Genomic DNA, 23142 nt, shown 5'->3' with positions numbered 1-23142 from the left:
CATGCTATTACTGTGCGTTATTATATTGGTTCTATTCGTTTAATTTTCCAATTTAGGAATAGATCATTTAAACAATGACATAAAAAAAGAGCGAGATACCTAATATGGTAATCTCGCTCTTTTTACTTTGTATCTTTTTCCTCATTATTTGAAGATCTTTCATCAATTCGATCTTCAATTTCTGCTAATGCCTCGGGATCATTTAATAATTGTTTTTTATTTTCTAATACAAGTTCTTCAAATGATGTGGATTGTCTTCGCATGATAACCCCACCTACTTCTTTATTATTTGGTTCTATAACAAGTATACCAACAAGTATATACAAAAATAAAGATAGAATTGTTACAATTTTTCGACAAAAAGAATATTGTTAGAGTTTGTCGAAAAAAGCTGAATACAATAGATGATCGATGTAATGAACTTATGCACAATAAAAATTGGGTTATGCACATGATACACAGAGTTATTCACAATTGTGTGAATAACTCTGTGTATAAGTGGGTTGTTGTCATAAAGTTTAAAATGTTTAAAAAAGCTATTTACAATGAACAATAATATTGTTAGAATATTTTTAACATTAAAAAAGAGTTGTTGTTATATAATAGATAAAAAGTGAGCGACTGCTCAATCACTTAACAACAAAAAAAGGGAGAGGGAAGTCATATGACTGTTTCAGAGAAAAAAATGATTGAAGAAATGCAAAAGAAGTTAGATCGTTTAGCTAGTGAATTAAACGAACTAAAAAAATCTGGACATGAAGGCTTTGAAAAAGAAGAAACAGATGTCTTTTTAACACAAGCATATAATTAGTAATGATAAGAGAATGTCTATTAGGCGTACTCTTTTTTTTTGGAAGCATCTTTCTACGTGTTTACTAGTGTGAGTTTGTAAAAGGAGGTTCATCCATTGACTGTTTGTGCAGAAACCATTCATCAACTAACGATTCCAACGCCGTTTTTAGTTGGGCCTGTCCATGTATATTTAATTTGTGGGCGATCTCTTACCCTTGTTGATACAGGTCCGCTTACAAGTGAAGGGAAAAATGAAGTAATACAACAGCTTTACAATCTAGGATACAAAATAGAAGATATTGATCAGGTGATCTTGTCCCATCATCATCCAGATCATATTGGACTTGCGAGTTTATTTAAACACGCAACATTGATTGGCCATCGGTTCTTAGAGCCTTGGTTAAATAAGGATCAAGCATTCTTTAACAAGTGTAAACAGTTTTTAACAGATTTGTATGTAAAGAATGGCTTACCACATGAGTTGGTCAGCAAGATTGAACGTGCAAGTCAATCCTATATGGACTTTATTGAACCAGCCGAACTCGGTGTTATTGTGAAGCATGATGACGAAGTACCAGGCCTGCCAGGTTGGAGAGTAAAAGAAGTGCCAGGTCATGCTCAAAATCATATTATGATTGTCCGTGAACACGATCAATTAGCCATAGGGGCAGATGTGTTATTGGCTTCTATTTCATCAAATGCTCTACTTGAAGCACCGATGAACGGTGAAATACGACCTAAAACGTTGCTACAATATCGAAAGTCGTTACAATTAGTAAAGGATTTAAATATAACTCTTCTTCTACCAGGACATGGAGAAGTCATTAATAATGTGAACATGTTAGTGGATGCTAGACTAGAAGGGCATAGTAGAAGAGCTCAAGTTATTAAAGATATCATTTCAACGAGGCAACTCACAGCTAGCGAAATTAGTTATGAGTTATTTAAAGAAAAGCATCTAAAACAACCAGATTTGACATTCTCTGAAACATTTGGTCATCTGGATCTCCTATTAGAACAAAAGGAAGTTATGGTTAAAGAAAAGGATGGTTTATTTCTTTTTGAAAATGAATGACTAATCATTCATGAAAAGTAGTCTAACACTATCCTTTCCTTTTCTTTCTCTTTCTTGGTAAAATAATGTTAAGACTGATAAAGAGGAGGAGCAAAATGGAGCAGAAAAAAACCAATTCGTTTAAATTGATCTGGATCTTTGCTGTCATTTTAATTTCGGTTGTTCTAGCCAAGAAAGAATGGAGAACCAAAATGTTGGAAGAGCTTCGAAAGCTTAAGGAAGAAACGGGGAATGCCGTTCAATTTGTGAGAGACAACCGCGAACAGATCGTAGACCAAGTTAGAACGACTGCTAATGAAGTATCATCTGTCGTAAGAGACATTTCAAGGGACGTTAAGATAATTGGAGAAACAGCTTCACATTTAAAAGAAAGCTCCGAAGAAATTGTTAAAGCAACGAAAGAAGCAGCTGATGATTTAAAAAGTTTGAGATAAACTACATAAGTAGCAGCAGGAAACCGTTTAGTGAATCACACATATAGCGGCCTTGCTATATTACTTTTGGGGTGCACGCTAAAGGTTAAATTAGCGACACCCCTTTTTACAGTCAAAGACAACTAATTTACGACATTTTGTTTGTGAACGAAGACAAATAGAAAGACAAGAAATAACATGGCACTAATGATGAAAAAGAAGCTAACACCGCTGAAAAATTGAATAAATAAACCACCCGAATAAGGCCCCAAGAGACTTCCAATACTAAAGGCAACCCCACATAGGATATTCCCTGTAGGCAGTAGAGATTTTGGTGTTAGATCAGTCATATAACTGATTCCAAGAGAAAAGGTTGAACCAACTAACATCCCCCCTACAAAAAGACAAATGGCAAGAGCAAAAATCGACTGCTCAAGAAAACTAGCAATAAAAAAGATAAAACTACCAGAAGCTAATATAAATGTTAGGATTCGTTTTCTGCCGTATTTGTCACTTAATATGCCAAGAGGCAGTTGAAAGACAATGCCTCCAATCGCAAATGAAACTAAAAGAATGGAAACATAGGTTACATCAAGTCCAATTCGTAAACCGTAAACAGGAAAGCTTCCATTTAATGATGCCTCTAAAAAACCATAGCCTAATGCTGGTAACAAAGCGACCCACGAATACGATAATGTTTTCTTAAATCGACTGGCTGTATCTTTAAAAGAAGTCAGTTCAATGCCCTTTTCAGGGAATTCATTATGTAGAGCAAATAAAAATAACCAAGCGATCAAACAAAGACTAGCAGAAAGAATAAACGGCAACGCTTCATTAATATAAATTAAAGGAGTCATGAGTGGCCCAACGGCAAATCCGATGCCAAAGAAAAGCCCATAAATACTAATGTTACGGCCTCTTTTTTCTTTAGGAGATGCCGATGTAATCCATGTTTGCGTACCAAAATGAAGGGCATTGTCTCCTATCCCAATACAGAGCCTTAAGAAAAACCAAAACCAAAATGACTTCCATAAAGGAAAAAGGGCTAGGGCGATAATGACTAGTAATCCCCCTATGATAATGATCGGCTTGTAACCAAACTTCCTAAGAGGAGGTTCCATAAAAGGAGAGACGATCAATATGCCAATATAAAGGGCAGTTGCATTTAATCCATTTAAAGTGGCTGAAATCCCGTCCTGTTCAAAAATAACAGAGATAAGTGGGAGGAGCATTCCTTGACTAAATCCGCTAATAGCTACAATACTAACTAATATCCAAAAACGAAAACGATTCATTGAAAAAACCTCACCTTTTTCAGTGCTGTGAAATTGCACCAATTGCTTGCACGTTGCGTGCTTGCGTAGAGAAACAGATCCTAAGAAAACGGACTTCTTATTTCTAAGACGTTATCTATTGTAGCTTCTTCTTCTTAAGAAGACCATATGTAATTTATCATTAGAACATGACGTTAGGATAAGAGGCTGTTACAATAAAATACGTGTAGAAAAGGAGGCGTATGAAAATGGAATATAAAATGAAGGAAAATAGCTTTGTTACCGATTTGGAATTTGGGGAGTTAGAGGTTTCTGGAAATGCAAAATTTGGGTTTCGCCCCTATCAACTTCTTGTTTCCTCTGTCGCCGTTTGCAGTGGAGGGGTTCTTAGAAAGATATTAGAAAAGAAACGAATCTCTTATGATGATATTCGTATCCAAGCAGACGTGAAAAGAAATGAAGCTGGAGCAAATGAAGTAACGGATATTCATTTACATTTTAAGTTGTTTCAGGTGAATACGACAGAAGAGAAACTAGAAAAGATCTTTGAATTGACTAGAAAAAATTGTCCTATCTACCAATCAGTAAAAGATTCAATTCGGATTACAGAGTCATTTGAATGTATGTAGTATGATAGAGGCATCCAAAAGGGATATTGACATTCCTTAAGGGCAAGCTTATTTTTAGCTTGCTCGCCGATTAGCAGCCGTTGTCACTCACATTTCAAGTGGAAAACACCGCGACTTATACGAAGTTTATACAACTTAAGAGTGGTGTTTTCTTTTTTGTTTTTAGAAGAAGAAGGGGATTAGCATGTCACAATCAAAGCAGATGGATTTTACGAATGGCGAAATTATGAGGAAAATGATTCTTTTTTCTTGGCCTATTTTTTTGACTAATTTGCTCCAGACATCTTATCAATTTATTGATTCATTATGGGTGGGAAATTTATTAGGACCTAGTGCATTAGGTGCTATTACTATTTCAGCAACAGTTGTTTTCACAACGCTCTCTTTTATAATAGGGATTAATAGTGCAACATTGACAGTGATTAGTCAAAGGAGAGGGGCTAATGATGAGGAAGGATTAAAAGATTCTCTGAATGCGTTTGTATTTGTATTAGGAACATTAGCTATTTTACTTGGACTAATTGGCTTTTTATTTTCAGGAACCATTTTACGCTTTATGGGGACACCGGATGAGATGTTGCCTTTAGCCAGGTCTTATTTGCAAATTAACTTTGTCGGGATCTTATTTTTATTTGGGTATAATTTTATCGGTACAGTTTTAAGAGCATTAGGAGACAGTCGCACACCGATTCGCTTTATTATCATTGCTGTAATTCTTAATGCACTATTAGACCCCCTATTTATCCATGTATTTCAGTGGGGAATAGAGGGGGCAGCGTATGCAACGATTATTTCTCAAGGTACTGCATTTGTTTATGGATTATGGTATTCCATTCATCGAGCCAATGTTCCGTTTCAAATCCCCACCCTTCCGGAGAAAAGGTATTTTCTCATTTTATTTAAGATGGGACTGCCTGCTGGGTTATCGATGATGGCCATATCAGGTGGGATTTTGGCTATTATGACGGTAGTGACTAGTTTTGGTGAGGAAGTGGTTGCTGGATTTGGGGCGGCACAGAGATTAGATAGTCTCATTATGCTTCCAGCGCTTACTTTAGGAGCGGCTGTTAATAGTATGGCAGGGCAAAACATAGGGGCGAAGCTATGGGGACGAGTAAATGAAATAGCTAAACAAGCTTTGCTGCTAATTGTAGTTATTTCTTTGTTCATTAGTGCCATTGTCTATTTTGGTGCAGAAGCTTTTATCCGGATGTTTGTCCAAGATGAAGAAACGGTTCAGTTTGGGACCATGTATGTGAAGACCGTCGCGTTCTTTTATCCTTTTTTAGGAGTGAACTTTGTCCTTAACGGAATCGCAAGAGCAGCGGGTGCGATGTTTCCTGTATTAATTTTAAATATTATTTCATTCTGGATTTTACGCTATCCATTAACAGCGATATTTTCCGCTTGGTTAGGGGAAAGTGGGATTGCTTTAGGGATGGGAGTTAGCTTCATAATTAGTAGTTTCATTGCCGGTGGCTACTATTTCCTCGGAAATTGGCGAAAGATAAGTGAAAATATTGAAGAAAACACGGCGAAAAAGGAAGAAAAGCAAGATTCTTAGATAAAGGATGTTTTCGTATACATTGTTGATTTTATGGGGAACGTGTTCGTTCCATTGCGCTCCAGCCACTCGCACCTGCAAGGAGGTGTCGAGCCTCCTCGGCTGCGCCTGTGGGTCTCGACCCTACCTCTTTATCCCACAGGAGTCGAGTGACTTCCGCTCCATTGCACTACGAGAAAAACCGTTTCTTCACAGCAACAATAATTACGAAATGCCTAGATAAAAGTAGAATAGAGGAATAAAGGAAATGAAGTCAGTATATATTAGAGCCTTCAGTTATATATTTGGGTTAATGATCGTGTCGTTTGGTGTGACCTTAACGATATTAGCGGGGCTAGGAGCAGGTGCATGGGATGCATTAAATGTGGGGCTTTCGCATATGACTCCATTTTCCGTTGGGAATTGGGTTATTTTTGTGGGGATTATTCTCATTATCATTAATTCCTTGCTAACGAAGTCTAAACCCGTTTTTGTGTCACTCATTACAATTTTAATATTAGGTTATTTTATTGATTTTTGGTTATTAATTGTCTTTCCAGACACATTGGTGAATGGCTTTTTCTATCAAATGGCTACTTTGTTAGTAGGAGTTGTGGTTCTTGCTTGCGGAGCATCGATGTATATGCAGGCTAAGTTTGCTTTAATTCCTATTGATGGACTTATGTTTGCTTTAAGGGATGTTTTGGGTGTGAAAATCATGGTTGCTAAAACCATTTCAGAGGTAACCGCCTTAGCAGCAGCATTTTTCGTAGGTGGACCAATTGGGATTGGAACACTGATTGTGACGTTTGCTATTGGTCCATTAATTCAATGGTTTTATCCTCGCTTTGAAAAGAGACTTAATTGGAAAGCGGTCTAATAGTGGAGAAGAGCCTGACCTTATCATTTAAGGTCGGCTCTTTTTTTAAGAAATTAGGATGAACCAAGTTCTTTGGCTCGTTTGTTTGTTGCATGTATGGCTTTCATAAGAGAGTCGGTAAAGCCATTCTCATCTAATGATGCTATTCCTGCAGCAGTCGCTCCACCGGGGGATGTCACATTTGCTCGTAACCCTTTAGGGTCACGGTATTTCTCTAGCATCGCAGCACTCCCGATCACCATTTCGATCACTAATTTTCGGGCTTGTTCTGATGTGATTCCATAAGAAGTAGCAGCTTGTTCAAGTGCTTCCACAAAGTAATATAAAAAGGCAGGAGCGCTCCCTGTAACAGCTGTTAAGTTGTGAACCTGCTCTTCTGTAAGCTCCTGGGCATGTCCAATTGCTGAGGCGATCGATGTGAAAACCTTTTTATGTTCTTCTGTTACATCTTCTCCAAAAGCATAAATCGACATGGACTTGCCCACATCTGCTGAAGTGTTTGGCATGAGCCATGCTGTTGCTGTTCCTTTAGGCAAGGCGGCTTCTAAGCTAGATGGGCCGATCCCAGCAGCAACTGTAACAATAAGTTGGTCCTTTTTTAGAAGAGGATGTAACTGTTCTAAGACGTCTGGATGTGCAGAAGGGGGACACGCAAGGACAATAACATCGACTTCTGTAACCGTCTCTTTCCAGTTGCTTGTGGTTTCAATATTATAATGGTTCTTTAATTGTTCTAACCTATTCGTATCCTTATTATTTGAGACTGTAATGGCCATTTCTGGCCTATGTTGAAGGACCCCTGCAAAGATGGCCTCGGCCATTGGCCCCGCACCGATAAAAAGAAGATGTACTCGTTTCATAAAAACCTCCTATAATGGGCAAATTCGTTTAGCGCTACATCATTTACGTTACCAAAAAAATAAAGCATCCGGTAGAGATGGATAATATTTGTCTCTATGATCACACTATAAAAAACAACATTGTCCCTAATTGAAATGAGGAGGAATACAAATGAAACGAGTAATTATAGCGTTTCTTGCGATCTTTTTACTGTCTGTGTCCACACAAGTTTTTGCAGAAGGTGAAGGGAAGAAAGAAGAAAAAGGATTTAAAATTCCTGATTCCGTTCTGAAGATTTCAAAAGAAAACACGTACACAAATCCAACACAAGATTTACCTTATTTACAGCCGAGTGAACTGGCTAAAGAATTGTTGGATTCAGCAGGAGTCACGATTGAAAACCCAGATTTAATTCGAATCTTAAATGAATCGACCGTCAATGATTCTAAATTAGCATTAGGTTTTAGAGCTTCCATTTATTTAGGTGAATGGCCGCTAGCCTATGAATCAGACGGTACGGAAGTGAACTGGGAATATCAAAAAGTAAACACAAACTATGCGGATAACCGTGGAGGTCGTTCCCCGCAAAAAATGACGTATGTCCAAGAACAACAAAAGAAAGTAAATGGTGGTTTAACGGCAAAAATTCCAAATAGTGAAGCCGTCAAAAAAATGATGATGATCAAAGCGACAGAGCACACAAACTTACCATTATCTTTTGAAACCGTGATTGGTCAAGGTACTAGAAAAAATAACACGTACAATGTTGCCCCAAAACAAGTAGGTTATTTGCATAGTTATGTTCCAGCTGCGAATGAAAAAGGGAAAGTAACTTACGGAGAAGTCTATTTAACATTTAAAGGTGGAAAGCGCAAGTTAGAAGTGAAAAATGTGACGCAACAAGGAATTGGAGCGTGGATTCCTGTTCAGGACCATCTATCCTTTACGTTTGTAGCAGCCAACCAACCAAAATAGAAGGAATAGGGGGTGTCCGAAACAATCAAGGACACCCCCTTACATATTAAAGCTTTGACTTTCTTGTTGTGAAGTCAACATCTTTATAATAAGCGTCTTTTACAAGTACATTTGGACCTAAGCATTGTACAGAAGGGCAGTGACAGTTAAGTGATTTTGCTAGCTCAGAATTCATCCAAGTCGCATAAGCATCTTGGAGAGAAGTGGTGGTAACATTACCTAGAGCAGGAGTGTCACCAAAATCAGTGACGATAATATTGCCATCAAAAATATTGACATTGAGTCTTGATCTTCCGTCTGGGTCATTTCGAACGGTTACGTTTTTGCTAGAATAAAGTCGTTTCTGCAAAAGCAAATCCTCCGTTTCGTCACTACAAGGATAAAAAGGAAGTGTACCAAATAGCATCCAGACGTCTTTATTACGTGCATCTAAAAGACGATGAATCCCTGAACGAATTTCTTCAAGCGTTGCCACTTCCAATTGGCTTGCAAAATCGCTTGGATACATAGGGTGAATTTCGTGTCGTTGGCAGCCCATTTCAACGATCTGCTCATGAATTTTCTCAAGGTGTGGAAGAGTTCGTTTATTCAGCATTGTTTCAGCAGAAACAATTACTCCTTGACTGGTTAGTGCTTTGGCATTTTCAATCATTCGGTTAAATAACTTTGCTCGTTGTTCCAAGCTCGGTTTTCGATCCATGACAGCAAACCCAATTTCTGCAAAGTCATTAACACTGCCATAATTGTGTGAAATATGAAGAACATCCAAATAAGGAATAATTTGTTCATAGCGCTTTAAATCAAGTGTTAAATTAGAGTTAATCTGGGTTCGAACCCCTCTATTGTGAGCATATTTCAATAGGGGAACGACATACTCCTCAACGGATTGCTTATTCAGCATCGGTTCCCCGCCTGTAATACTAAATGCTCGTAAAGTAGGGATTTCATCTAATCGTTTGATTAATAAATCAAGTGGCAGTGGATCAGGGTCTTTAGAAGTCAGTGTATACCCGACTGCACAATGCTCACAACGCATGTTACATAAGGTCGTTGTTGTAAACTCAATATTCGTCAGTTCAAGTTTACCGAACTCTTTTATATCTTCATAAGCTTCCCAAGGGTCATGAGAAGGGGTTATTTTTGGATAAATATCAATCACAAAGATCGTACTCCTTTATTAAATTACTTCATTTATCATAACGTAAAAGCAGGTGTTTCAAAAGGACTACTTTTAAGGTGTCCGACGTTTCATTGTGTGAGAGGAAAGAATCTGTTACACTTTACACATTAAAGTTGGTTAGATGAAAAAAGGAGCGAACATAATTGGGTGGACCTATACATGATAAAAAAGAACAAATGACGTATTTGCAAAATAGACTTGATATGGTGATGACCGTTCTGGAAACGATGGATCCCGAAGAAGCGGGTGTAGACGATATCGATCGATTGCTTGCTATGCTTGATGATATCGAAACAAAATGTAAGCAATTCCGTCATGATTGGTCAGAATAAGGAGTATGGTTTCAAATGAATTTATATCTGATTAGGCACGGTGAATCAGAAGGAAACGTGAGTGGATTGATTCAAGGTTGTAAAGATTTCCCATTGTCTGACCTTGGCGAGCAACAAGTTGAACTTGTCGCGGATTATTTTAAGGATGTGCAGCTCGATTACCTTTATAGTAGTGATTTGACGCGTGCGTATCATACGGCAAAGGCCATTGGTGCGTTGCAAAATAGGACGGTGCATAAGTGGGAAAAAGTAAGAGAGGTGTATCTTGGCCCATTACAAGGCTTAACACGGACGGAGATTTATGAAACATTTCCAGTGGTGAATGAGACATCCATCCTTACTTCAGGAATTCCAGGCACCGAAACCGTCCAAGAGTTAACGGAGCGTTGTCAGCACGTAATCGATCAAATGCTTTTGGCACATCAAGGTGATCATGTTGGTATCGTTTCACATGGTGGATTCATCAGTATTTTTCTTATGTATCTTTTAACAGGTGAGAAGTGGTATACCTTTCATCGACCATTTCAGATTAATAATACGGGCATTACGCATATTGAGTGGTCAAAAAGAAGCAATAAACCACTTATTCACTATACGAATAAAACGGCACACTTAGAATCATTAGTTAATCAACATTCGAAAAAGGGATTACTTTAGAAAACGTTCCAGTTTGGAGCGTTTTTTTGTTAAGAAGGGAAGGGAATGCATCAACGATTGACCTTATTTTTGAACACGCTTCCAGTTAGGACTTTCGGAATTTTTGGACTAGCTTTATAATAGTAATGAGATTATATATGTTTGTACCAAAAGGGAGATGGATGATATGAAGAATTTTGAAGAAAGTATGTACCAGCTAATCGTTGAAACATCTACGAATCTACCAAATGATGTGCGCCGAGCCATTGCTAAGGCAAAAGCAAAAGAGAATGCTGGAACGCGAGCTGCATTATCACTATCGACAATTACAGAAAATATCGGAATGGCTGATGAGAATGTATCTCCAATTTGCCAAGATACAGGCATGCCAACGTTTGAAGTAAAGGTTCCGGTTGGAGTCAATCAAATTGAAATGAAAAAAGCCATTTATACTGCTGTTGAACGAGCAACAAAAGACACAAAGCTTCGTCCGAACTCTGTGGATTCACTTACAGGAAAGAACTCAGGTAATAATCTTGGAGAAGGAACTCCTGTGATCCATTTTGAACAGTGGGAAAAAGATGTGATTGATGTTCGTTTAATTTTAAAAGGTGGTGGCTGTGAAAATAAAAATATTCAATACAGTTTGCCGACTGAATTAGAAGGTTTAGGACGTGCTGGTCGTGATTTAGATGGAATCCGAAAATGTATTATGCATTCCGTGTATCAAGCACAAGGACAAGGCTGTAGTGCCGGCTTCATTGGTGTTGGGATTGGAGGAGATCGAACAACAAGTTATTCTTTAGCAAAAGAACAACTTTTCCGTACCGTAGATGATGTCAATGAAAATGAAGACCTTCAAAAGCTTGAGGGTTACGTTTTGGAAAATGCCAATAAGCTTGGAATTGGGACGATGGGATTTGGTGGAGAAGCAACATTGCTTGGCTGTAAGATCGGTACGATGAATCGTTTGCCAGCAAGCTTCTTCGTGTCTGTTGCTTACAACTGCTGGGCATATCGTCGTTTAGGTGTTGTTCTTGATCAAGAGACAGGAGCTATTCAAGAGTGGCTCTATAAAGATGGGGAAAAGGTGGACCTTACTAGTGTAGAACAAGAAGTGGCAGCTACAGAAGACAGTGCCGAAGAAGTACGAGAAGTCGTACTTGAAGCGCCAATTACAGAGGAGCAGATTCGTGAGCTGAAAGTGGGAGATGTGGTAATTATTAACGGCATGATGCACACAGGTCGTGATGCGATTCATCATCACCTTATGGATCATGATGCTCCAATTGACTTGAATGGCCAAGTCATTTATCACTGTGGTCCTGTTATGATGAAAGATGAACAAGGAGAGTGGCATGTAAAAGCGGCCGGTCCAACGACAAGTATTCGTGAAGAGCCTTATCAAGGAGACATCATGAAGAAATTTGGAATCCGTGCGGTCATCGGAAAAGGTGGCATGGGGCCAAAAACCCTTAAAGCGCTTGGAGAGCATGGTGGCGTATACCTTAATGCGATTGGTGGAGCAGCCCAATACTACGCAGACTGTATTAAGAAAGTAAAAGGGGTAGATTTACTGGATTTTGGGATTCCAGAGGCGATGTGGCATCTAGAAGTAGAAGGTTTTGCTGCAATTGTTACGATGGATTCTCATGGAAATAGCTTGCATGCAGATGTGGACAAGTCCTCTCTTGAAAAACTAGCTCAGTTTAAAGAACCTGTATTTAAATAATAAAAATGTAGAAGCCGAGATGACTAGGCACAAAAAGAATCGTTTTCTTTTTCGTGCCTTTAGATCAGGCTTCTTCTGTTTTTGGAAAACAAATCGATTTATTTTCTTAGTCATCCAAAATCATACATAAAGCACTCTTTCAGTGATAAAACTAACAAAAAAATGAGGGAGTATGATACTGAATGCTTAAGAAAATTACCGTAATCACCATGCTCATAGCGATGTTTTTTGGATTCGGGGGGACTTTCGCTTCTGCTTATAACAATACAGTTCATAATTGGAATTATAAACCTAAGAAAGATAATCAGCCTGTTACTACGGAGCCCCTATATCTTGAGCTATTAGAAAAGACGAATGGTTTTTTTATTGGAGACACGTCAAAAAAAGAGCTCTACTTGACCTTTGATAATGGCTATGAAAATGGGTATACAGAAAAAGTTCTTGATGTTTTAAAAGACAAAGAAGTCCCAGCTGCTTTTTTTGTTACGGGACATTATTTAAATGATGCTCCTGAACTGATCCAACGAATGGTGGATGAAGGACATATTGTTGGGAACCACTCATGGCACCATCCAAGCTTACCTGAAGTTGGGGATGGTCGATTAACGAATGAACTAAACAAAGTAAAAGAGCGTTTTACCGAATTGACGGGTGTAAAAGAAATGCACTATCTGCGTCCGCCTAGAGGACAATTTAGTGAACGCTCATTAGTGCTTTCAGAAAAGTTAGGCTACACGAATGTCTTTTGGTCGATGGCCTATAAAGATTGGGAAGTGGATAATCAAAAGGGTGGCGATTACGCATACAATCAAATTATGAAACGAATCCACCCTGGTGCCATTATGCTAATCCATTCTGTTTCAAGTGACAATGCCGAAGCATTGCCTCGTGTTATCGACGATGCAAGAGAACAAGGCTATGAATTTAAAAGCCTTGATGATCTCATGTTCAAAAAGCACACAGCAGAGTGGCCATTTCTTTAAGGGAGATTTAAAACAAAAAGAGATCAGTCACACAAGTAGAGTGACTGATCTATATTCATTAGTTAGCAAAGCTTTGCTGACCAATTGCTGATGCAATAGTTTCAAGTGTACTAACATCGGTTACATCAAAGGCAATGGGCTGACGACTCCGCACAACCATCATTCCAATTTCTTCTTCCATTGAATTGGTAATAGGGAACTTTAATTCACCGTTACATTCCCATTTAATATCATCTTCAAAAGAAGAAGCTGCAACCAATTTATGATCCAAGTTCTCGTACATATAAATTCCGACCCAATCAATGTAAAGAACTTGCTCCACAAGACTTTCCACAGTCTTATCAAAGATAGACTGCAAACTTTCACGTTTATAAACGTGGGCCATAATTTGTAATGATGCTACATCTGTAGGTATAGACAAAATAATCTCTCCTCTATTTAAATCTCTGTGTCTATTCTAGCAGATGTACACGTATTTTCGGTCTAGTAAGTTTAGGAAGAAATGTGCGAACATGCTATAATAGGGGACGCTAAGATAGAACGGAGTGAGGAAATGAACCAAAAACCGATACATAAGGCAATTGATATGAAAAAGGGCCAGAAGTTACCACTGACGATTAAGCGACTTGGCATCAATGGAGAAGGAGTAGGGTATTTCAAAAAACAAGTGGTCTTTGTTCCAGGTGCACTTCCAAATGAAGAAGTGGTGGCAGAAGTGACAAAAGTAAATCAAAGATTTGCAGAAGCAAAAGTGGTTAAAATTCGTAAGCGCTCAAAAGAACGAATTGATCCGCCTTGCCCTGTTTATGACCAGTGTGGAGGCTGTCAATTGCAACATATGAACTATCATGCGACACTCCGTGAGAAGCGAGATATGGTTAGACAAGCCTTTGAGCGGCATACGAAGTTGAATATGAATCAATTAGTCATTCACGACACGATTGGAATGGAAGATCCATGGGATTATCGCAATAAGAGCCAGCTTCAAGTAGCTAAGCGTGGGGAAGAGGTTATTGCTGGTCTATATGCAATGAATTCTCATAAATTAATTGATTTGACCGAGTGTAAGGTTCAACATCAGTCAACAAATAAAGTGACGGAAGTAGTCAAACAAATTTTATCCGATCTCAATGTCCCCATTTACAATGAGCGGAAGCATAAAGGTGTGATTCGCACCATTGTTACACGGGTAGGCTTTGAAACGGGTCAAGTTCAGGTCGTTTTAGTAACAAAGGAAGAAGAGTTGCCTCGAAAAGACGCCATTATCTCTGAGATTCAAAAGCGTCTCCCGGAAGTAACTTCCATTATTCAAAATGTAAATGGACAGAAGACCTCAATCATTTTTGGAGAGAAAACCGTTCATTTAGCCGGAGAGGAAGTCATTGAAGAGAAGCTAGGAGATTTATCTTTCACATTGTCGGCACGTGCCTTTTTTCAGTTGAATCCGACCCAAACAGTGAAGCTGTATAACGTTGTAAAGCGAGCAGCTGCCTTAACTGGGAAGGAAAAAGTTGTTGATGCATACTGTGGCGTTGGAACAATCGGTCTATGGTTGGCTAACGAAGCGGCTGAAGTGAGAGGCATGGATGTGATCGAGGCTTCCATTAAGGATGCTAGAGTGAACGCGAAAAATCATGGTTTTCATCATGTTAGTTATGAAGTAGGAAAGGCAGAAACCTTACTTCCTCGTTGGCAGAAGGATGGCTGGAAGCCAGATGTGGTGGTTGTTGATCCACCAAGGACAGGATGTGATGACAAACTTCTTCAAACAATTATAGAAGTAAAGCCGAAACGGATGGTGTATGTATCCTGTAACCCGTCAACATTAGCAAAGGATGTTGATCGATTAAGTAAAAAAGGGTACAAAGTGAAATCAATTCAACCAGTTGATATGTTTCCATGGACAGCGCAAGTTGAAAGCGTAACGGAATTAGTGAGAGAAAAATGATTAGAAGAACACTTGAAATGATTCAATCAGAGCGTTTGTCATTTGGAGTGGAATCTCATCACATAGAAACATATAAAAGCTACTATGATTTAAACATAAAAAATAGTGACCATCACTATGGTTACATCCCATTGGCGGGATATGATCTTTTCGTTCAACAATTCAAGCCAAATCATTCAATTGGGACCGTCTTATTGATTCATGGGTATTTAGATCATGCTGCTTCTTTAAGTAAGGCGATCAAAGAGCTAGTAGAGAATCATTATGAGGTCATTGCTTATGATTTGCCAGGGCATGGGCTTTCTAGCGGAGAGCGTATGTCGGTGAAAAGCTTTCATGATTATTTTAACACCGCAAACGAATTGTTCGGCTTCTTCTTTTCAAAAGGAACATTACCCATGTTGGTTGCACATAGTACGGGTGCCGCCATTGCCCTTCAATTAGTTAAAAATGGGAATGCAAGCTTTTCTAAGATGTTCTTAGTGGCACCATTGTTTCGCCCATATTTATGGAGAATGTCAACATTAGGGTTGTTCTTAACGAAACCATTTCTAAAGAAACTTAAAAGGGTGTATTCGAAAAATTCTAGTGACAATGAATATCTTGCTTTTACAAAAATGGATCCCTTGCAAGAAAAGATGTTGCCTGTAAGCTGGCTTCATGCTTTAGGGGATTGGTTAAAAAAGGAGTCATATGAGAAGCGGGAGGACATTTCATTTTTAATGGTTCAAGGAAGCGAAGATCGGACTGTTGATGTTGCTTATGGAGAAAAGCAAGTGAAATTCATGTATCCTAATAGCCAAATGATTCGAATTGATCAGGGCAGTCATCAGCTTTTTAATGAAGAAACAGTAATTAGAAATCAAATATTTACCATTATGCTCAAATATCTTAGTGAAAAAAGAAGGTGACCATAGGAAAGCGCGAGAAAGTCACCTTCTTAAACGAGTTAATCATCTACTGTGGTGGATCGCAAATTCATTTGTTCGGCTTGCCTGTAAGCATCAACCATTCCCCAAATCCACATAATGGGATAGGTGATAAACCCAATAATAATGAACATTAAAAGTGCGTTAATAAATTGAATAATCATAAACGCAATGCCTTTACCAATTTGGCCATTATAAATTTGACCAAGTCCACACCAAAGAGCACTTAATACAGCAGCTAAGCCGGGGCTTTTTGGGGGATGAATAGGACCATTAGACATGTGTCTACCTCCTTTTTTAAGCAGTTAATAAAGGTTATTTTGAAAAGGGGTAAAACATGACTTACTTTTAGAAAGATAGACCGTAATAATGAGGAGGAATTTAAATGGAGCGAGTACAATTAACAGAAGATTTAGCGTTTTCTAGAGTGGTACATGGATTATGGCGCTTAGCAGATTGGAAGCAATCAAAGGAAGAAACACTTGAACTATTAAAATTTTGCTTAGAACAGGGAATTACCACTTTTGATCATGCTGATATCTACGGAAGTTATAGGTGCGAGGAATTATTTGGTCAAGCATTAGCGCTGCAGCCTTCGTTACGTGAGCAAATGGAAATTGTTACAAAGTGTGGCATCGTTCTCAAGTCAGCTAACCGACCGCAGCATAAGTCGCATCATTATAATACATCAAAAGCGCATATCATCGAATCGGTGGAAAACTCTCTTCGTCAATTGAGAACAGATTATATTGATGTTTTATTAATCCATCGACCTGACCCAATGATGAACCCTGAGGAAGTAGCTTCTGCTTTTTCAACATTAAAATCAGCAGGAAAAGTACGACATTTTGGTGTTTCCAACTTTAAAAATCACCAATATACGATGCTGCAATCGTATGTTGAAGATAAATTAATTACAAATCAGATCGAGGTATCTCCATATCAATTAGAAAATATGGAAGATGGCACATTGAATTTCTGTCTTGAACAGCGTATTGCCCCAATGGCGTGGTCCCCATTAGCAGGTGGCGCTCTATTTAAGGGAGAAGATGACAAGAGTCTAAGAATTCAAAAGGCGTTGACCAAGATTCAAGAAGAAGTAGGGGCAGAATCGATGGATGAAGTAGCATATGCTTGGCTATTTGCTCACCCAGCACAAATCATGCCGATTGTTGGCTCTAGTCAGAAAGATCGCATTACAAAAGCGGTAAAAGCCTTGGACTATCAACTAACTCTTGATCAATGGTTTGAGGTTCTCCATAGTTCCATGGGGCATGATGTCCCGTAATTTCGTGGTGGAAACATCATAAAGCATAAGATAAGGGTTGTCCTAAAATGCAACAGAGGGGGTGTCTCAAAAGGTTAAAATCAGACCTTTTGAGATACCCCCCCTCTAACTTATGAGTATCTTAGAAGTATTGGCTAACATTCACTACTTGTCCGTTTGGAAAGTCATCCCTATGTAACAAATCCACAACCACTTTGGCAACTAGACTAGGTGGAAGCAATTTATCTTCTTCCTTATACGTTTGAAAGGCTTCTACGTCGATGAAATCTTGCTTAGGACTCGTTCGAATTTGTTGCTGCATGCTTGTGTCCATAATACCTGGACCGAATGAGCAAATCTTAGTCGGGAATTTTGTGTGGGCTTGTTCAAGCGCCGTTGTTTGGCTAAAAAGATCAAGACCAGCTTTCGACGTTCCGTAACAGCCCCAGCCATATATTGGACGTTGCCCTGCTCCAGATGAGATGTTAATAATTCGCTTTTCTCCTCGGAAATTTTTTGTTTTCTTAAGAAACTCTGTAGTTAAGAGCATCGGTGCAAGAAGATTCACTTGAATGTTTGTAATGATTTCTTCTTGTTTCGTACGATCCATAGGCTTGATGGGTTCTAACATCCCGGCATTATTAATGAGGTGAACATGATTTGCTTTTTCTAGCATAACGTTAGTAAAAAGCTGACTCACTACAGCAGGAATGTTCTTTATGTCGTCTAAGTCAAATGGATAGAAGAAGTAAGGGACGTTCTTTTGTTCTGCAAATTGTTCTAAGTCTTTGTTCCTTGTTCTAGCGATACAGAGCAAGGTTGTGTCAGGCTTATCCAGCAAGAGCGTGGAGATCGCTGCACCAAGCCCTTTAGAGCTTCCGGTAATCATTATATAGTTCATCATCAGTCCTCCTTTATCTTCTTTAGTTTATCAAAAGAAGAAGGTTATCGTTGGAATTTGTCGAATGATAAGTAATAATTATTACGTACTAGTTTAGAAAAGGAGGAGAAACATGAACCTTTACAAAGCTCATTTTGTCCACCCCCACACACAAATTCCGTTAATTGTATATTTTAATGAAAGCAATGGACATGTAACGTTTGAAAAAGACAATGAAGTATTAGAAATCATACTTGAACTAACGGAAGGGATGGCCGCTAATAGAAAATTTCTAGAAAATATGAGTCTGACCTCAAATATTTGTCAAACCCAATATCCAGTGAGCTCTTTTCATGAAGTCTATGAATTTTTAGAGACGTTGGGTGTAAAGAAAGCCGATGTATCATTCCAACAATTATACATTCATTAAAGGAGATTCAAATGAAAATAGTGATAACTCGTTATCTACCGGATGATGTGACCAAGGAACTCGTTGAAAATTTTGATGTTGTGATGTGGGAGAAAGAGAATGAACCGATGCCAAGGGAACAGCTATTAGAGGAAATTAAAGATGCGGATGGTTTATTTACGAATGTCGCTGACCAAGTGGACTATGAACTTTTAGAAAAGGCATCGAAATTAAAAGTAATAAGTACAATGGCTGTCGGCTATGACAATATCGATGTAGAGGAAGCTAAAATAAGAGGGATTGTCATTGGACATACACCAGGAGTATTAACGGAAGCAACAGCTGATTTAACGTTCGCACTTTTAATGGCTGCTGGTCGGAGAATTGTGGAAGGGATGGATGTCATTAGAGAGAATGAATGGAATAGTTGGGGGCCCTTTTTCTTAACCGGACAAGAAATTTATAAGAAAAGAATCGGAATTATTGGTTTAGGCCGAATTGGTTTGGGTGTGGCTAGAAGAGCAAAAGGATTCTCAATGGATATCCTTTATCATAATAGAAGCCGAAATAAAGAAGTAGAGGAAGAGCTAAATGCCACATACTGTGAGTTAGATGAATTGTTAACAACAGCCGATTATGTTGTTCTATTAGCTCCTTCGACAAACGATACATACAAAATGATGGGAACAGCTGAGTTTGCCAAAATGAAAAAGTCAGCTGTATTTATTAATACGTCAAGAGGGACAAATGTTGATGAGGATGCCTTGTATCATGCTTTGGAATCTGGAGAGATTTTTGCGGCTGGATTAGATGTGTTTGATCCTGAGCCGATTCATTCAGACCATCCACTGTTAAAATTAAGAAACGTTACAGCATTACCTCACATTGGGAGTGCAGCTATCGAAACAAGATTAGCAATGGCAAGGCTGGCTTCTGAAAATTTGATTAACGGTCTGAAAGGACAACCTTTAGTTCATGAGGTCCGTTAAATGAGAAAGCACTAAGCATACAGGAGCAGTGAAATGCTTCCGTTAGCTTAGTGCTTATTTTCGCAATTGACTTTAGGGAGTTTGATTGTAAAACAGGTCCCTACGCCTTGTTTACTATCAACTTCAATTTCCCCGCGCATGGCTTTTATAATGCTATATGCAACCATGGTACCAAGCCCAGTACCGGTTGTTTTGGTTGAGTAATAGGGTGTTCCTAAACGTTTCATTTGATCTTCACTCATGCCAATGCCCGTGTCTTGGATAGCGATAATAGCTTGTTCATTTGACTCGTGCAAGCTCATCGTTATTTGCCCCTTATCTGGCATGGCTTCAATCCCGTTTTTTACAAGATTTATAAGGCATTGGTGTAATTTTTGACGTTCCCCGGCTACGAACATTTGCTTTGTCTTTGACAGAGTGATCGTAATATTTCTCATCGTGGCATAAGGAGTCACTATTTTAAGAACATATTCTAATTCTTCATTTAATTCAAGGAGCTCGACGTTGTCGAGAGATGGTTTAGCAAATGTTAAATAATCAGAGATAATGACTTCAGCCCGCTCTAACTCATTAAGGGAAAGGCGAATATAAAAATCTTTCTTATCATCGGTTATCGTTTTATCTTGTAAAAGTTGAAGAAATCCTTTTGTTACCGTGAGGGGATTTCTAACTTCGTGAGAGATGCTTGCAGCAATTTCACTTACTACTTTTAATTTCTCTAGTTCTTTTAACTCACTTAACATATAGCTTTCTGCTTTTGCTCGTTCAATAAAAAGGATAAATAAGAACATAACGATCACTTGTAAGCAATAAAACAGAGTTAAGGAAATCCAGGCATTTAGTGTTAAGTTGACATTAAAGAAATAAACGACAACTAATAACAAGATCACACTGAGGGAATTCGCTACGATTGCAATTGTAAGTTTATGTTTAAACTTTGTTGCCTGTTGAAAACGAGGAAACAGATAACAAAGCCCAATAAAAATGAGGACATAAATGATTACAGATGATTGAAATCCTGGTCCAAAATCCATGATGAAACGATAGGTTAGTAAGACGATTAATAATGAAACTCCGACTTTACGACCACCATATAACATTCCAATGATAAAAGGAACTTGACGAAAATCGAAATAAAAACCTGGACTGATGGAGAGAGGGAACGTCATACATAAAATAATGGAAATTGCCGAGATAACACCAATTACGATTTCATTTGAAGCCTTGTTTATTTTACCTTCGACGTATTTATGGTAAATAAAGAATAGAAGAAATACGAAAGAGAGGTTTAACAAAAACACTTGAAGATCAAATAATATTTCATTCACAAGAGTCCCTCTTTATCTACAATTTTTTATCTTTATCTACTTCTTTCTTACTAGTTCAAATTCCTGCTTCGTTAGCGAATTCGTAAGAGACTTCTAAGCAGAAAAAAACCAGCTGTTATCAGCTGGTTTTGTGGGTTGGTATTAATCTTCATCTACAGGATAAACCCCATTTTCATCATGTACTTCTCTTCCTGTAATGGGTGGGTTGAATACGCAAACCATACGCATATCTCCCTTTTCACTCGCACGAAGAAGGTGCTCATCATGCTTATCTAACACATAAATCTCATCTTTTTTGATTGGCCATACTTTGCCATCAGCAAGTGTTTCTACTTCACCTTCGCCTTCAATGCAGTAAACAGATTCAAGGTGATTTTGGTACCAAATATGAGTTTCTGTACCAGCTTTAATAATTGTATCGTGTACAGAATAACCCATACCCGAATCTTTTAATACAAGACGGCGGCTAACCCAGTTTCCTCCGTCTACTTCTTGATCAGTTCCTATAATGTCTTTTAGTTTTACGACTTTCATGATTGCTACCTCCAAGTGTTAGTTCAACGACTTTATTGTTTTTTAATCATCATTTTTCTCTGAATGGGTCCGTTCCATTGCGCTGCAGGCACTTGCTTTCCGCGGGGAGTAAGCCAAGCCTCCTCGACGTGCCGTCTGCGGGGTCTTGCCCTTTCCTCTATTTCCCGCAGGAGTCAAGTGCCTTCCGCTCCATTCCACTCTCGTTCTCACCGATTAGCATAATCAATAATCGAAAAGAGTCTTTTACCTGAGTTACGATGTTACTAGTTCTTTGGATCCTAGTACTGCTTTTACGCTGTCTTCGATGATTTCGAATCCTTTTTCTAAGCCTTCGTTATCGATAATTAGTGGTGGGAAGAGCTTAAATACTTCATCGTTTGGACCAGATGTTTCCATAATTAAGCCACGATCAAATGCTTCAGCAGCAATTTGACCCGATAATCCTTCAACTTCTGAGGAGATTCCAACCATATAACCACGGCCTTTTGCTTCTCCTTTTAATTCAGGGTAGTCAGCCACTATTCTTTCTAAGAAATTGAAAATACGTACGGATTTCTCTTCAATATCTTTTTGGAAGCTCTCATCCTTCCAATAAGAGAGAGCAGCAGTGGCTGTAACAAACGCATGGTTGTTTCCACGGAATGTTCCATTATGCTCACCAGGTGCCCAAATGTCTAATTCAGGACGAATTAAGGTAATAGCTAGTGGAAGACCATATCCACCGATTGATTTAGACATACAAACGATGTCTGGTTTAATTCCAGCCTTTTCAAAACTAAAGAATGTTCCAGTACGACCAACACCTGCTTGAACATCATCGACGATAAGCAGAATGCCCCAACGCTTACAAATTTGTTCTACGCGTTGTAACCACTCGAAGCTTGCAGCATTAATACCGCCTTCACCTTGGACTGTCTCGAGGATCATTGCAGCAGGGATTTCAACTCCGCTACCTCCATCCTCTAGGAAACGCTCGAGATACTCCAGAGTGTCGAGGTTGTCATTAACAAAGCTATCATAAGGCATTGTTACGACATTTTGTAATGGAATTCCAGCACCTTTACGTTTGAAAGCATTACCTGTAACTGAAAGGGCACCAATTGTCATACCATGGAAGCCATTAGTGAAACTAATAATATCCGTACGTCCTGTAACTTTACGTGCTAACTTTAGTGCACTTTCAACCGTGTTTGTACCTGTAGGGCCAGGGAACATTACTTTGTAATCAAGATTCCTTGGTTTTAAAATCACGTCATTGAACGTGGTTAAAAATTCAGCTTTTGGAGCTGTCGCCATATCAAGCGAATGTGTGATACCATCACTTAAGATATAATCGACTAACTTCGCCTTCATCGTTGGATCATTATGACCGTAATTTAATGCACCTGCACCTGAAAAGAAATCAATGTATTCCGTTCCTTTTTCGTCCCACATCTTATAACCTTTTGCCTTCGTAAAGACTGTTGGGAAACTACGGCAGTAACTACGTACCTCTGATTCAAGCTTTTCAAAAATCGTCATATCTGTTTGACTCATCGTCTTTTTTCCTCCTAATAATACCTATACTGGGTAAT

26 protein-coding genes are annotated in these 23142 nt (G+C 38.6%); 16 read left to right on the top strand and 10 right to left on the bottom strand.

Annotated features, from left to right (window positions below; translation table 11 throughout):
• Positions 1 to 122 precede the first annotated feature (122 nt).
• Positions 123 to 263, bottom strand: coding sequence for an FbpB family small basic protein (locus LQ50_RS24830; RefSeq protein ID WP_084138612.1), 141 nt, complete (start codon positions 261 to 263; stop codon positions 123 to 125).
• Between the two features lie 401 nt (positions 264 to 664).
• Here LQ50_RS24830 and LQ50_RS25680 point away from each other — a divergent pair, with 401 nt between their 5' ends.
• The 3 genes from LQ50_RS25680 to LQ50_RS03290 all read left to right on the top strand — a co-directional run bounded on the left by LQ50_RS25680 (position 665) and on the right by LQ50_RS03290 (position 2301).
• Positions 665 to 811: a hypothetical protein gene (locus LQ50_RS25680; RefSeq protein WP_202595343.1), complete on the top strand. Its 147-nt coding sequence runs from the start codon at positions 665 to 667 to the stop codon at positions 809 to 811.
• A 96-nt stretch (positions 812 to 907) separates the two neighbouring features.
• Complete coding sequence (locus tag LQ50_RS03295) at positions 908 to 1867, top strand: MBL fold metallo-hydrolase (protein WP_034626192.1); 960 nt, start codon at positions 908 to 910, stop codon at positions 1865 to 1867.
• Between the two features lie 95 nt (positions 1868 to 1962).
• Positions 1963 to 2301: a methyl-accepting chemotaxis protein gene (locus tag LQ50_RS03290; protein ID WP_034626190.1), complete on the top strand. Its 339-nt coding sequence runs from the start codon at positions 1963 to 1965 to the stop codon at positions 2299 to 2301.
• 122 nt (positions 2302 to 2423) lie between these two features.
• On the opposite strand, the gene LQ50_RS03285 is transcribed toward LQ50_RS03290, so the two are convergent.
• On the bottom strand, positions 2424 to 3614 hold the full coding sequence (locus LQ50_RS03285) for an MFS transporter (protein WP_373279162.1): 1191 nt from the start codon (positions 3612 to 3614) through the stop codon (positions 2424 to 2426).
• Between the two features lie 188 nt (positions 3615 to 3802).
• On the opposite strand from LQ50_RS03285, the gene LQ50_RS03280 reads away from it, so the two are divergent.
• The 3 genes from LQ50_RS03280 (at position 3803) to LQ50_RS03270 (ending at position 6606) form a co-directional block, all read left to right on the top strand.
• Entirely contained in the window at positions 3803 to 4183 is a 381-nt protein-coding gene (locus LQ50_RS03280) for an OsmC family protein (RefSeq protein WP_034626186.1), read from the top strand.
• A gap of 184 nt (positions 4184 to 4367) precedes the next feature.
• The gene (locus LQ50_RS03275) at positions 4368 to 5747 is read left to right on the top strand and encodes an MATE family efflux transporter (protein WP_034626185.1); all 1380 of its coding nucleotides are present in this window, start codon (positions 4368 to 4370) and stop codon (positions 5745 to 5747) included.
• A gap of 247 nt (positions 5748 to 5994) precedes the next feature.
• Positions 5995 to 6606, top strand: a complete 612-nt coding sequence (locus LQ50_RS03270) for a YczE/YyaS/YitT family protein (protein WP_034626183.1) — start codon at positions 5995 to 5997, stop codon at positions 6604 to 6606.
• Positions 6607 to 6659: 53 nt separating this feature from the next.
• On the opposite strand, the gene proC is transcribed toward LQ50_RS03270, so the two are convergent.
• The gene (gene proC, locus LQ50_RS03265; protein WP_034626181.1) at positions 6660 to 7466 is read right to left on the bottom strand and encodes a pyrroline-5-carboxylate reductase; all 807 of its coding nucleotides are present in this window, start codon (positions 7464 to 7466) and stop codon (positions 6660 to 6662) included.
• A 151-nt stretch (positions 7467 to 7617) separates the two neighbouring features.
• Between proC and LQ50_RS03260 the strand changes: the two genes are divergently transcribed.
• Positions 7618 to 8421 (top strand): YfkD famly protein, encoded by an 804-nt coding sequence (locus tag LQ50_RS03260; RefSeq protein ID WP_034626179.1) that lies wholly within the window; start codon positions 7618 to 7620, stop codon positions 8419 to 8421.
• A gap of 46 nt (positions 8422 to 8467) precedes the next feature.
• Here the strand turns inward: LQ50_RS03260 and yfkAB are convergent, their stop codons facing one another.
• Entirely contained in the window at positions 8468 to 9580 is a 1113-nt protein-coding gene (yfkAB, locus tag LQ50_RS03255) for a radical SAM/CxCxxxxC motif protein YfkAB (protein WP_034626177.1), read from the bottom strand.
• 164 nt (positions 9581 to 9744) lie between these two features.
• On the opposite strand from yfkAB, the gene LQ50_RS03250 reads away from it, so the two are divergent.
• The 4 genes from LQ50_RS03250 (at position 9745) to pdaA (ending at position 13284) form a co-directional block, all read left to right on the top strand.
• Complete coding sequence (locus LQ50_RS03250) at positions 9745 to 9933, top strand: SE1561 family protein (RefSeq protein ID WP_034626175.1); 189 nt, start codon at positions 9745 to 9747, stop codon at positions 9931 to 9933.
• A 15-nt stretch (positions 9934 to 9948) separates the two neighbouring features.
• Positions 9949 to 10590 carry a histidine phosphatase family protein gene (locus LQ50_RS03245; protein WP_034626174.1) on the top strand — a complete coding sequence of 214 codons (642 nt, stop codon included), beginning with the start codon at positions 9949 to 9951 and terminating at the stop codon, positions 10588 to 10590.
• A 166-nt stretch (positions 10591 to 10756) separates the two neighbouring features.
• Positions 10757 to 12301, top strand: coding sequence for a fumarate hydratase (locus LQ50_RS03240; protein WP_034626172.1), 1545 nt, complete (start codon positions 10757 to 10759; stop codon positions 12299 to 12301).
• A 182-nt stretch (positions 12302 to 12483) separates the two neighbouring features.
• The gene (gene pdaA, locus LQ50_RS03235) at positions 12484 to 13284 is read left to right on the top strand and encodes a delta-lactam-biosynthetic de-N-acetylase (RefSeq protein WP_034626170.1); all 801 of its coding nucleotides are present in this window, start codon (positions 12484 to 12486) and stop codon (positions 13282 to 13284) included.
• 58 nt (positions 13285 to 13342) lie between these two features.
• On the opposite strand, the gene LQ50_RS03230 is transcribed toward pdaA, so the two are convergent.
• Positions 13343 to 13705: a hypothetical protein gene (locus LQ50_RS03230; RefSeq protein ID WP_034626168.1), complete on the bottom strand. Its 363-nt coding sequence runs from the start codon at positions 13703 to 13705 to the stop codon at positions 13343 to 13345.
• Between the two features lie 132 nt (positions 13706 to 13837).
• Between LQ50_RS03230 and rlmD the strand changes: the two genes are divergently transcribed.
• Positions 13838 to 15232, top strand: coding sequence for a 23S rRNA (uracil(1939)-C(5))-methyltransferase RlmD (rlmD, locus tag LQ50_RS03225; RefSeq protein WP_034626166.1), 1395 nt, complete (start codon positions 13838 to 13840; stop codon positions 15230 to 15232).
• Positions 15229 to 16143, top strand: a complete 915-nt coding sequence (locus tag LQ50_RS24220; RefSeq protein ID WP_052144559.1) for an alpha/beta hydrolase — start codon at positions 15229 to 15231, stop codon at positions 16141 to 16143. Before rlmD ends, LQ50_RS24220 begins: the two co-directional genes overlap by 4 nt.
• A gap of 38 nt (positions 16144 to 16181) precedes the next feature.
• Here LQ50_RS24220 and LQ50_RS03215 read toward each other — a convergent pair whose 3' ends face one another.
• A complete protein-coding gene (locus tag LQ50_RS03215) occupies positions 16182 to 16442 on the bottom strand; it encodes a hypothetical protein (RefSeq protein ID WP_034626165.1) in 261 nt (86 codons plus the stop codon).
• Between the two features lie 104 nt (positions 16443 to 16546).
• Here LQ50_RS03215 and LQ50_RS03210 point away from each other — a divergent pair, with 104 nt between their 5' ends.
• A complete protein-coding gene (locus LQ50_RS03210) occupies positions 16547 to 17449 on the top strand; it encodes an aldo/keto reductase (protein ID WP_034626163.1) in 903 nt (300 codons plus the stop codon).
• A gap of 121 nt (positions 17450 to 17570) precedes the next feature.
• Here LQ50_RS03210 and LQ50_RS03205 read toward each other — a convergent pair whose 3' ends face one another.
• Positions 17571 to 18329: a (S)-benzoin forming benzil reductase gene (locus LQ50_RS03205; protein WP_034626161.1), complete on the bottom strand. Its 759-nt coding sequence runs from the start codon at positions 18327 to 18329 to the stop codon at positions 17571 to 17573.
• A gap of 112 nt (positions 18330 to 18441) precedes the next feature.
• Here LQ50_RS03205 and LQ50_RS03200 point away from each other — a divergent pair, with 112 nt between their 5' ends.
• Both LQ50_RS03200 and LQ50_RS03195 read left to right on the top strand, forming a co-directional pair.
• Positions 18442 to 18738, top strand: coding sequence for a hypothetical protein (locus LQ50_RS03200; RefSeq protein ID WP_034626159.1), 297 nt, complete (start codon positions 18442 to 18444; stop codon positions 18736 to 18738).
• Between the two features lie 11 nt (positions 18739 to 18749).
• Positions 18750 to 19706 carry a 2-hydroxyacid dehydrogenase gene (locus LQ50_RS03195; protein ID WP_034626157.1) on the top strand — a complete coding sequence of 319 codons (957 nt, stop codon included), beginning with the start codon at positions 18750 to 18752 and terminating at the stop codon, positions 19704 to 19706.
• Positions 19707 to 19753: 47 nt separating this feature from the next.
• Here LQ50_RS03195 and LQ50_RS03190 read toward each other — a convergent pair whose 3' ends face one another.
• The 3 genes from LQ50_RS03190 to ectB all read right to left on the bottom strand — a co-directional run bounded on the left by LQ50_RS03190 (position 19754) and on the right by ectB (position 23104).
• Positions 19754 to 21034 carry an ATP-binding protein gene (locus LQ50_RS03190; RefSeq protein WP_052144558.1) on the bottom strand — a complete coding sequence of 427 codons (1281 nt, stop codon included), beginning with the start codon at positions 21032 to 21034 and terminating at the stop codon, positions 19754 to 19756.
• Positions 21035 to 21175: 141 nt separating this feature from the next.
• On the bottom strand, positions 21176 to 21568 hold the full coding sequence (locus tag LQ50_RS03185) for an ectoine synthase (RefSeq protein ID WP_034626156.1): 393 nt from the start codon (positions 21566 to 21568) through the stop codon (positions 21176 to 21178).
• Between the two features lie 252 nt (positions 21569 to 21820).
• The gene (gene ectB / locus LQ50_RS03180; RefSeq protein WP_034626155.1) at positions 21821 to 23104 is read right to left on the bottom strand and encodes a diaminobutyrate--2-oxoglutarate transaminase; all 1284 of its coding nucleotides are present in this window, start codon (positions 23102 to 23104) and stop codon (positions 21821 to 21823) included.
• Positions 23105 to 23142: the final 38 nt, after the last annotated feature.

The sequence above is a fragment of the Halalkalibacter okhensis genome (assembly GCF_000787375.1).
Lineage (GTDB): Bacteria > Bacillota > Bacilli > Bacillales > Bacillaceae_D > Halalkalibacter > Halalkalibacter okhensis.
This window is presented reverse-complemented; position numbering and strand designations above follow the sequence as displayed.

What these genes read in the sequence shown, in the direction of transcription:
- proC (WP_034626181.1), bottom strand. Translation starts at nt 7,466, where the DNA reads ATGAAACGAGTACATCTTCTTTTTATCGGTGCGGGGCCAATGGCCGAG.
- LQ50_RS03260 (WP_034626179.1), top strand. Translation starts at nt 7,618, where the DNA reads ATGAAACGAGTAATTATAGCGTTTCTTGCGATCTTTTTACTGTCTGTG.
- LQ50_RS03290 (WP_034626190.1), top strand. Translation starts at nt 1,963, where the DNA reads ATGGAGCAGAAAAAAACCAATTCGTTTAAATTGATCTGGATCTTTGCT.
- rlmD (WP_034626166.1), top strand. Translation starts at nt 13,838, where the DNA reads ATGAACCAAAAACCGATACATAAGGCAATTGATATGAAAAAGGGCCAG.
- LQ50_RS24830 (WP_084138612.1), bottom strand. Translation starts at nt 263, where the DNA reads ATGCGAAGACAATCCACATCATTTGAAGAACTTGTATTAGAAAATAAA.
- LQ50_RS03280 (WP_034626186.1), top strand. Translation starts at nt 3,803, where the DNA reads ATGGAATATAAAATGAAGGAAAATAGCTTTGTTACCGATTTGGAATTT.
- LQ50_RS03205 (WP_034626161.1), bottom strand. Translation starts at nt 18,329, where the DNA reads ATGAACTATATAATGATTACCGGAAGCTCTAAAGGGCTTGGTGCAGCG.
- LQ50_RS03270 (WP_034626183.1), top strand. Translation starts at nt 5,995, where the DNA reads ATGAAGTCAGTATATATTAGAGCCTTCAGTTATATATTTGGGTTAATG.
- LQ50_RS03185 (WP_034626156.1), bottom strand. Translation starts at nt 21,568, where the DNA reads ATGAAAGTCGTAAAACTAAAAGACATTATAGGAACTGATCAAGAAGTA.
- LQ50_RS03240 (WP_034626172.1), top strand. Translation starts at nt 10,757, where the DNA reads ATGAAGAATTTTGAAGAAAGTATGTACCAGCTAATCGTTGAAACATCT.
- LQ50_RS03215 (WP_034626165.1), bottom strand. Translation starts at nt 16,442, where the DNA reads ATGTCTAATGGTCCTATTCATCCCCCAAAAAGCCCCGGCTTAGCTGCT.
- LQ50_RS03200 (WP_034626159.1), top strand. Translation starts at nt 18,442, where the DNA reads ATGAACCTTTACAAAGCTCATTTTGTCCACCCCCACACACAAATTCCG.
- pdaA (WP_034626170.1), top strand. Translation starts at nt 12,484, where the DNA reads ATGCTTAAGAAAATTACCGTAATCACCATGCTCATAGCGATGTTTTTT.
- LQ50_RS03210 (WP_034626163.1), top strand. Translation starts at nt 16,547, where the DNA reads ATGGAGCGAGTACAATTAACAGAAGATTTAGCGTTTTCTAGAGTGGTA.
- LQ50_RS25680 (WP_202595343.1), top strand. Translation starts at nt 665, where the DNA reads ATGACTGTTTCAGAGAAAAAAATGATTGAAGAAATGCAAAAGAAGTTA.
- ectB (WP_034626155.1), bottom strand. Translation starts at nt 23,104, where the DNA reads ATGAGTCAAACAGATATGACGATTTTTGAAAAGCTTGAATCAGAGGTA.
- LQ50_RS03275 (WP_034626185.1), top strand. Translation starts at nt 4,368, where the DNA reads ATGTCACAATCAAAGCAGATGGATTTTACGAATGGCGAAATTATGAGG.
- LQ50_RS03245 (WP_034626174.1), top strand. Translation starts at nt 9,949, where the DNA reads ATGAATTTATATCTGATTAGGCACGGTGAATCAGAAGGAAACGTGAGT.
- LQ50_RS03195 (WP_034626157.1), top strand. Translation starts at nt 18,750, where the DNA reads ATGAAAATAGTGATAACTCGTTATCTACCGGATGATGTGACCAAGGAA.
- LQ50_RS24220 (WP_052144559.1), top strand. Translation starts at nt 15,229, where the DNA reads ATGATTAGAAGAACACTTGAAATGATTCAATCAGAGCGTTTGTCATTT.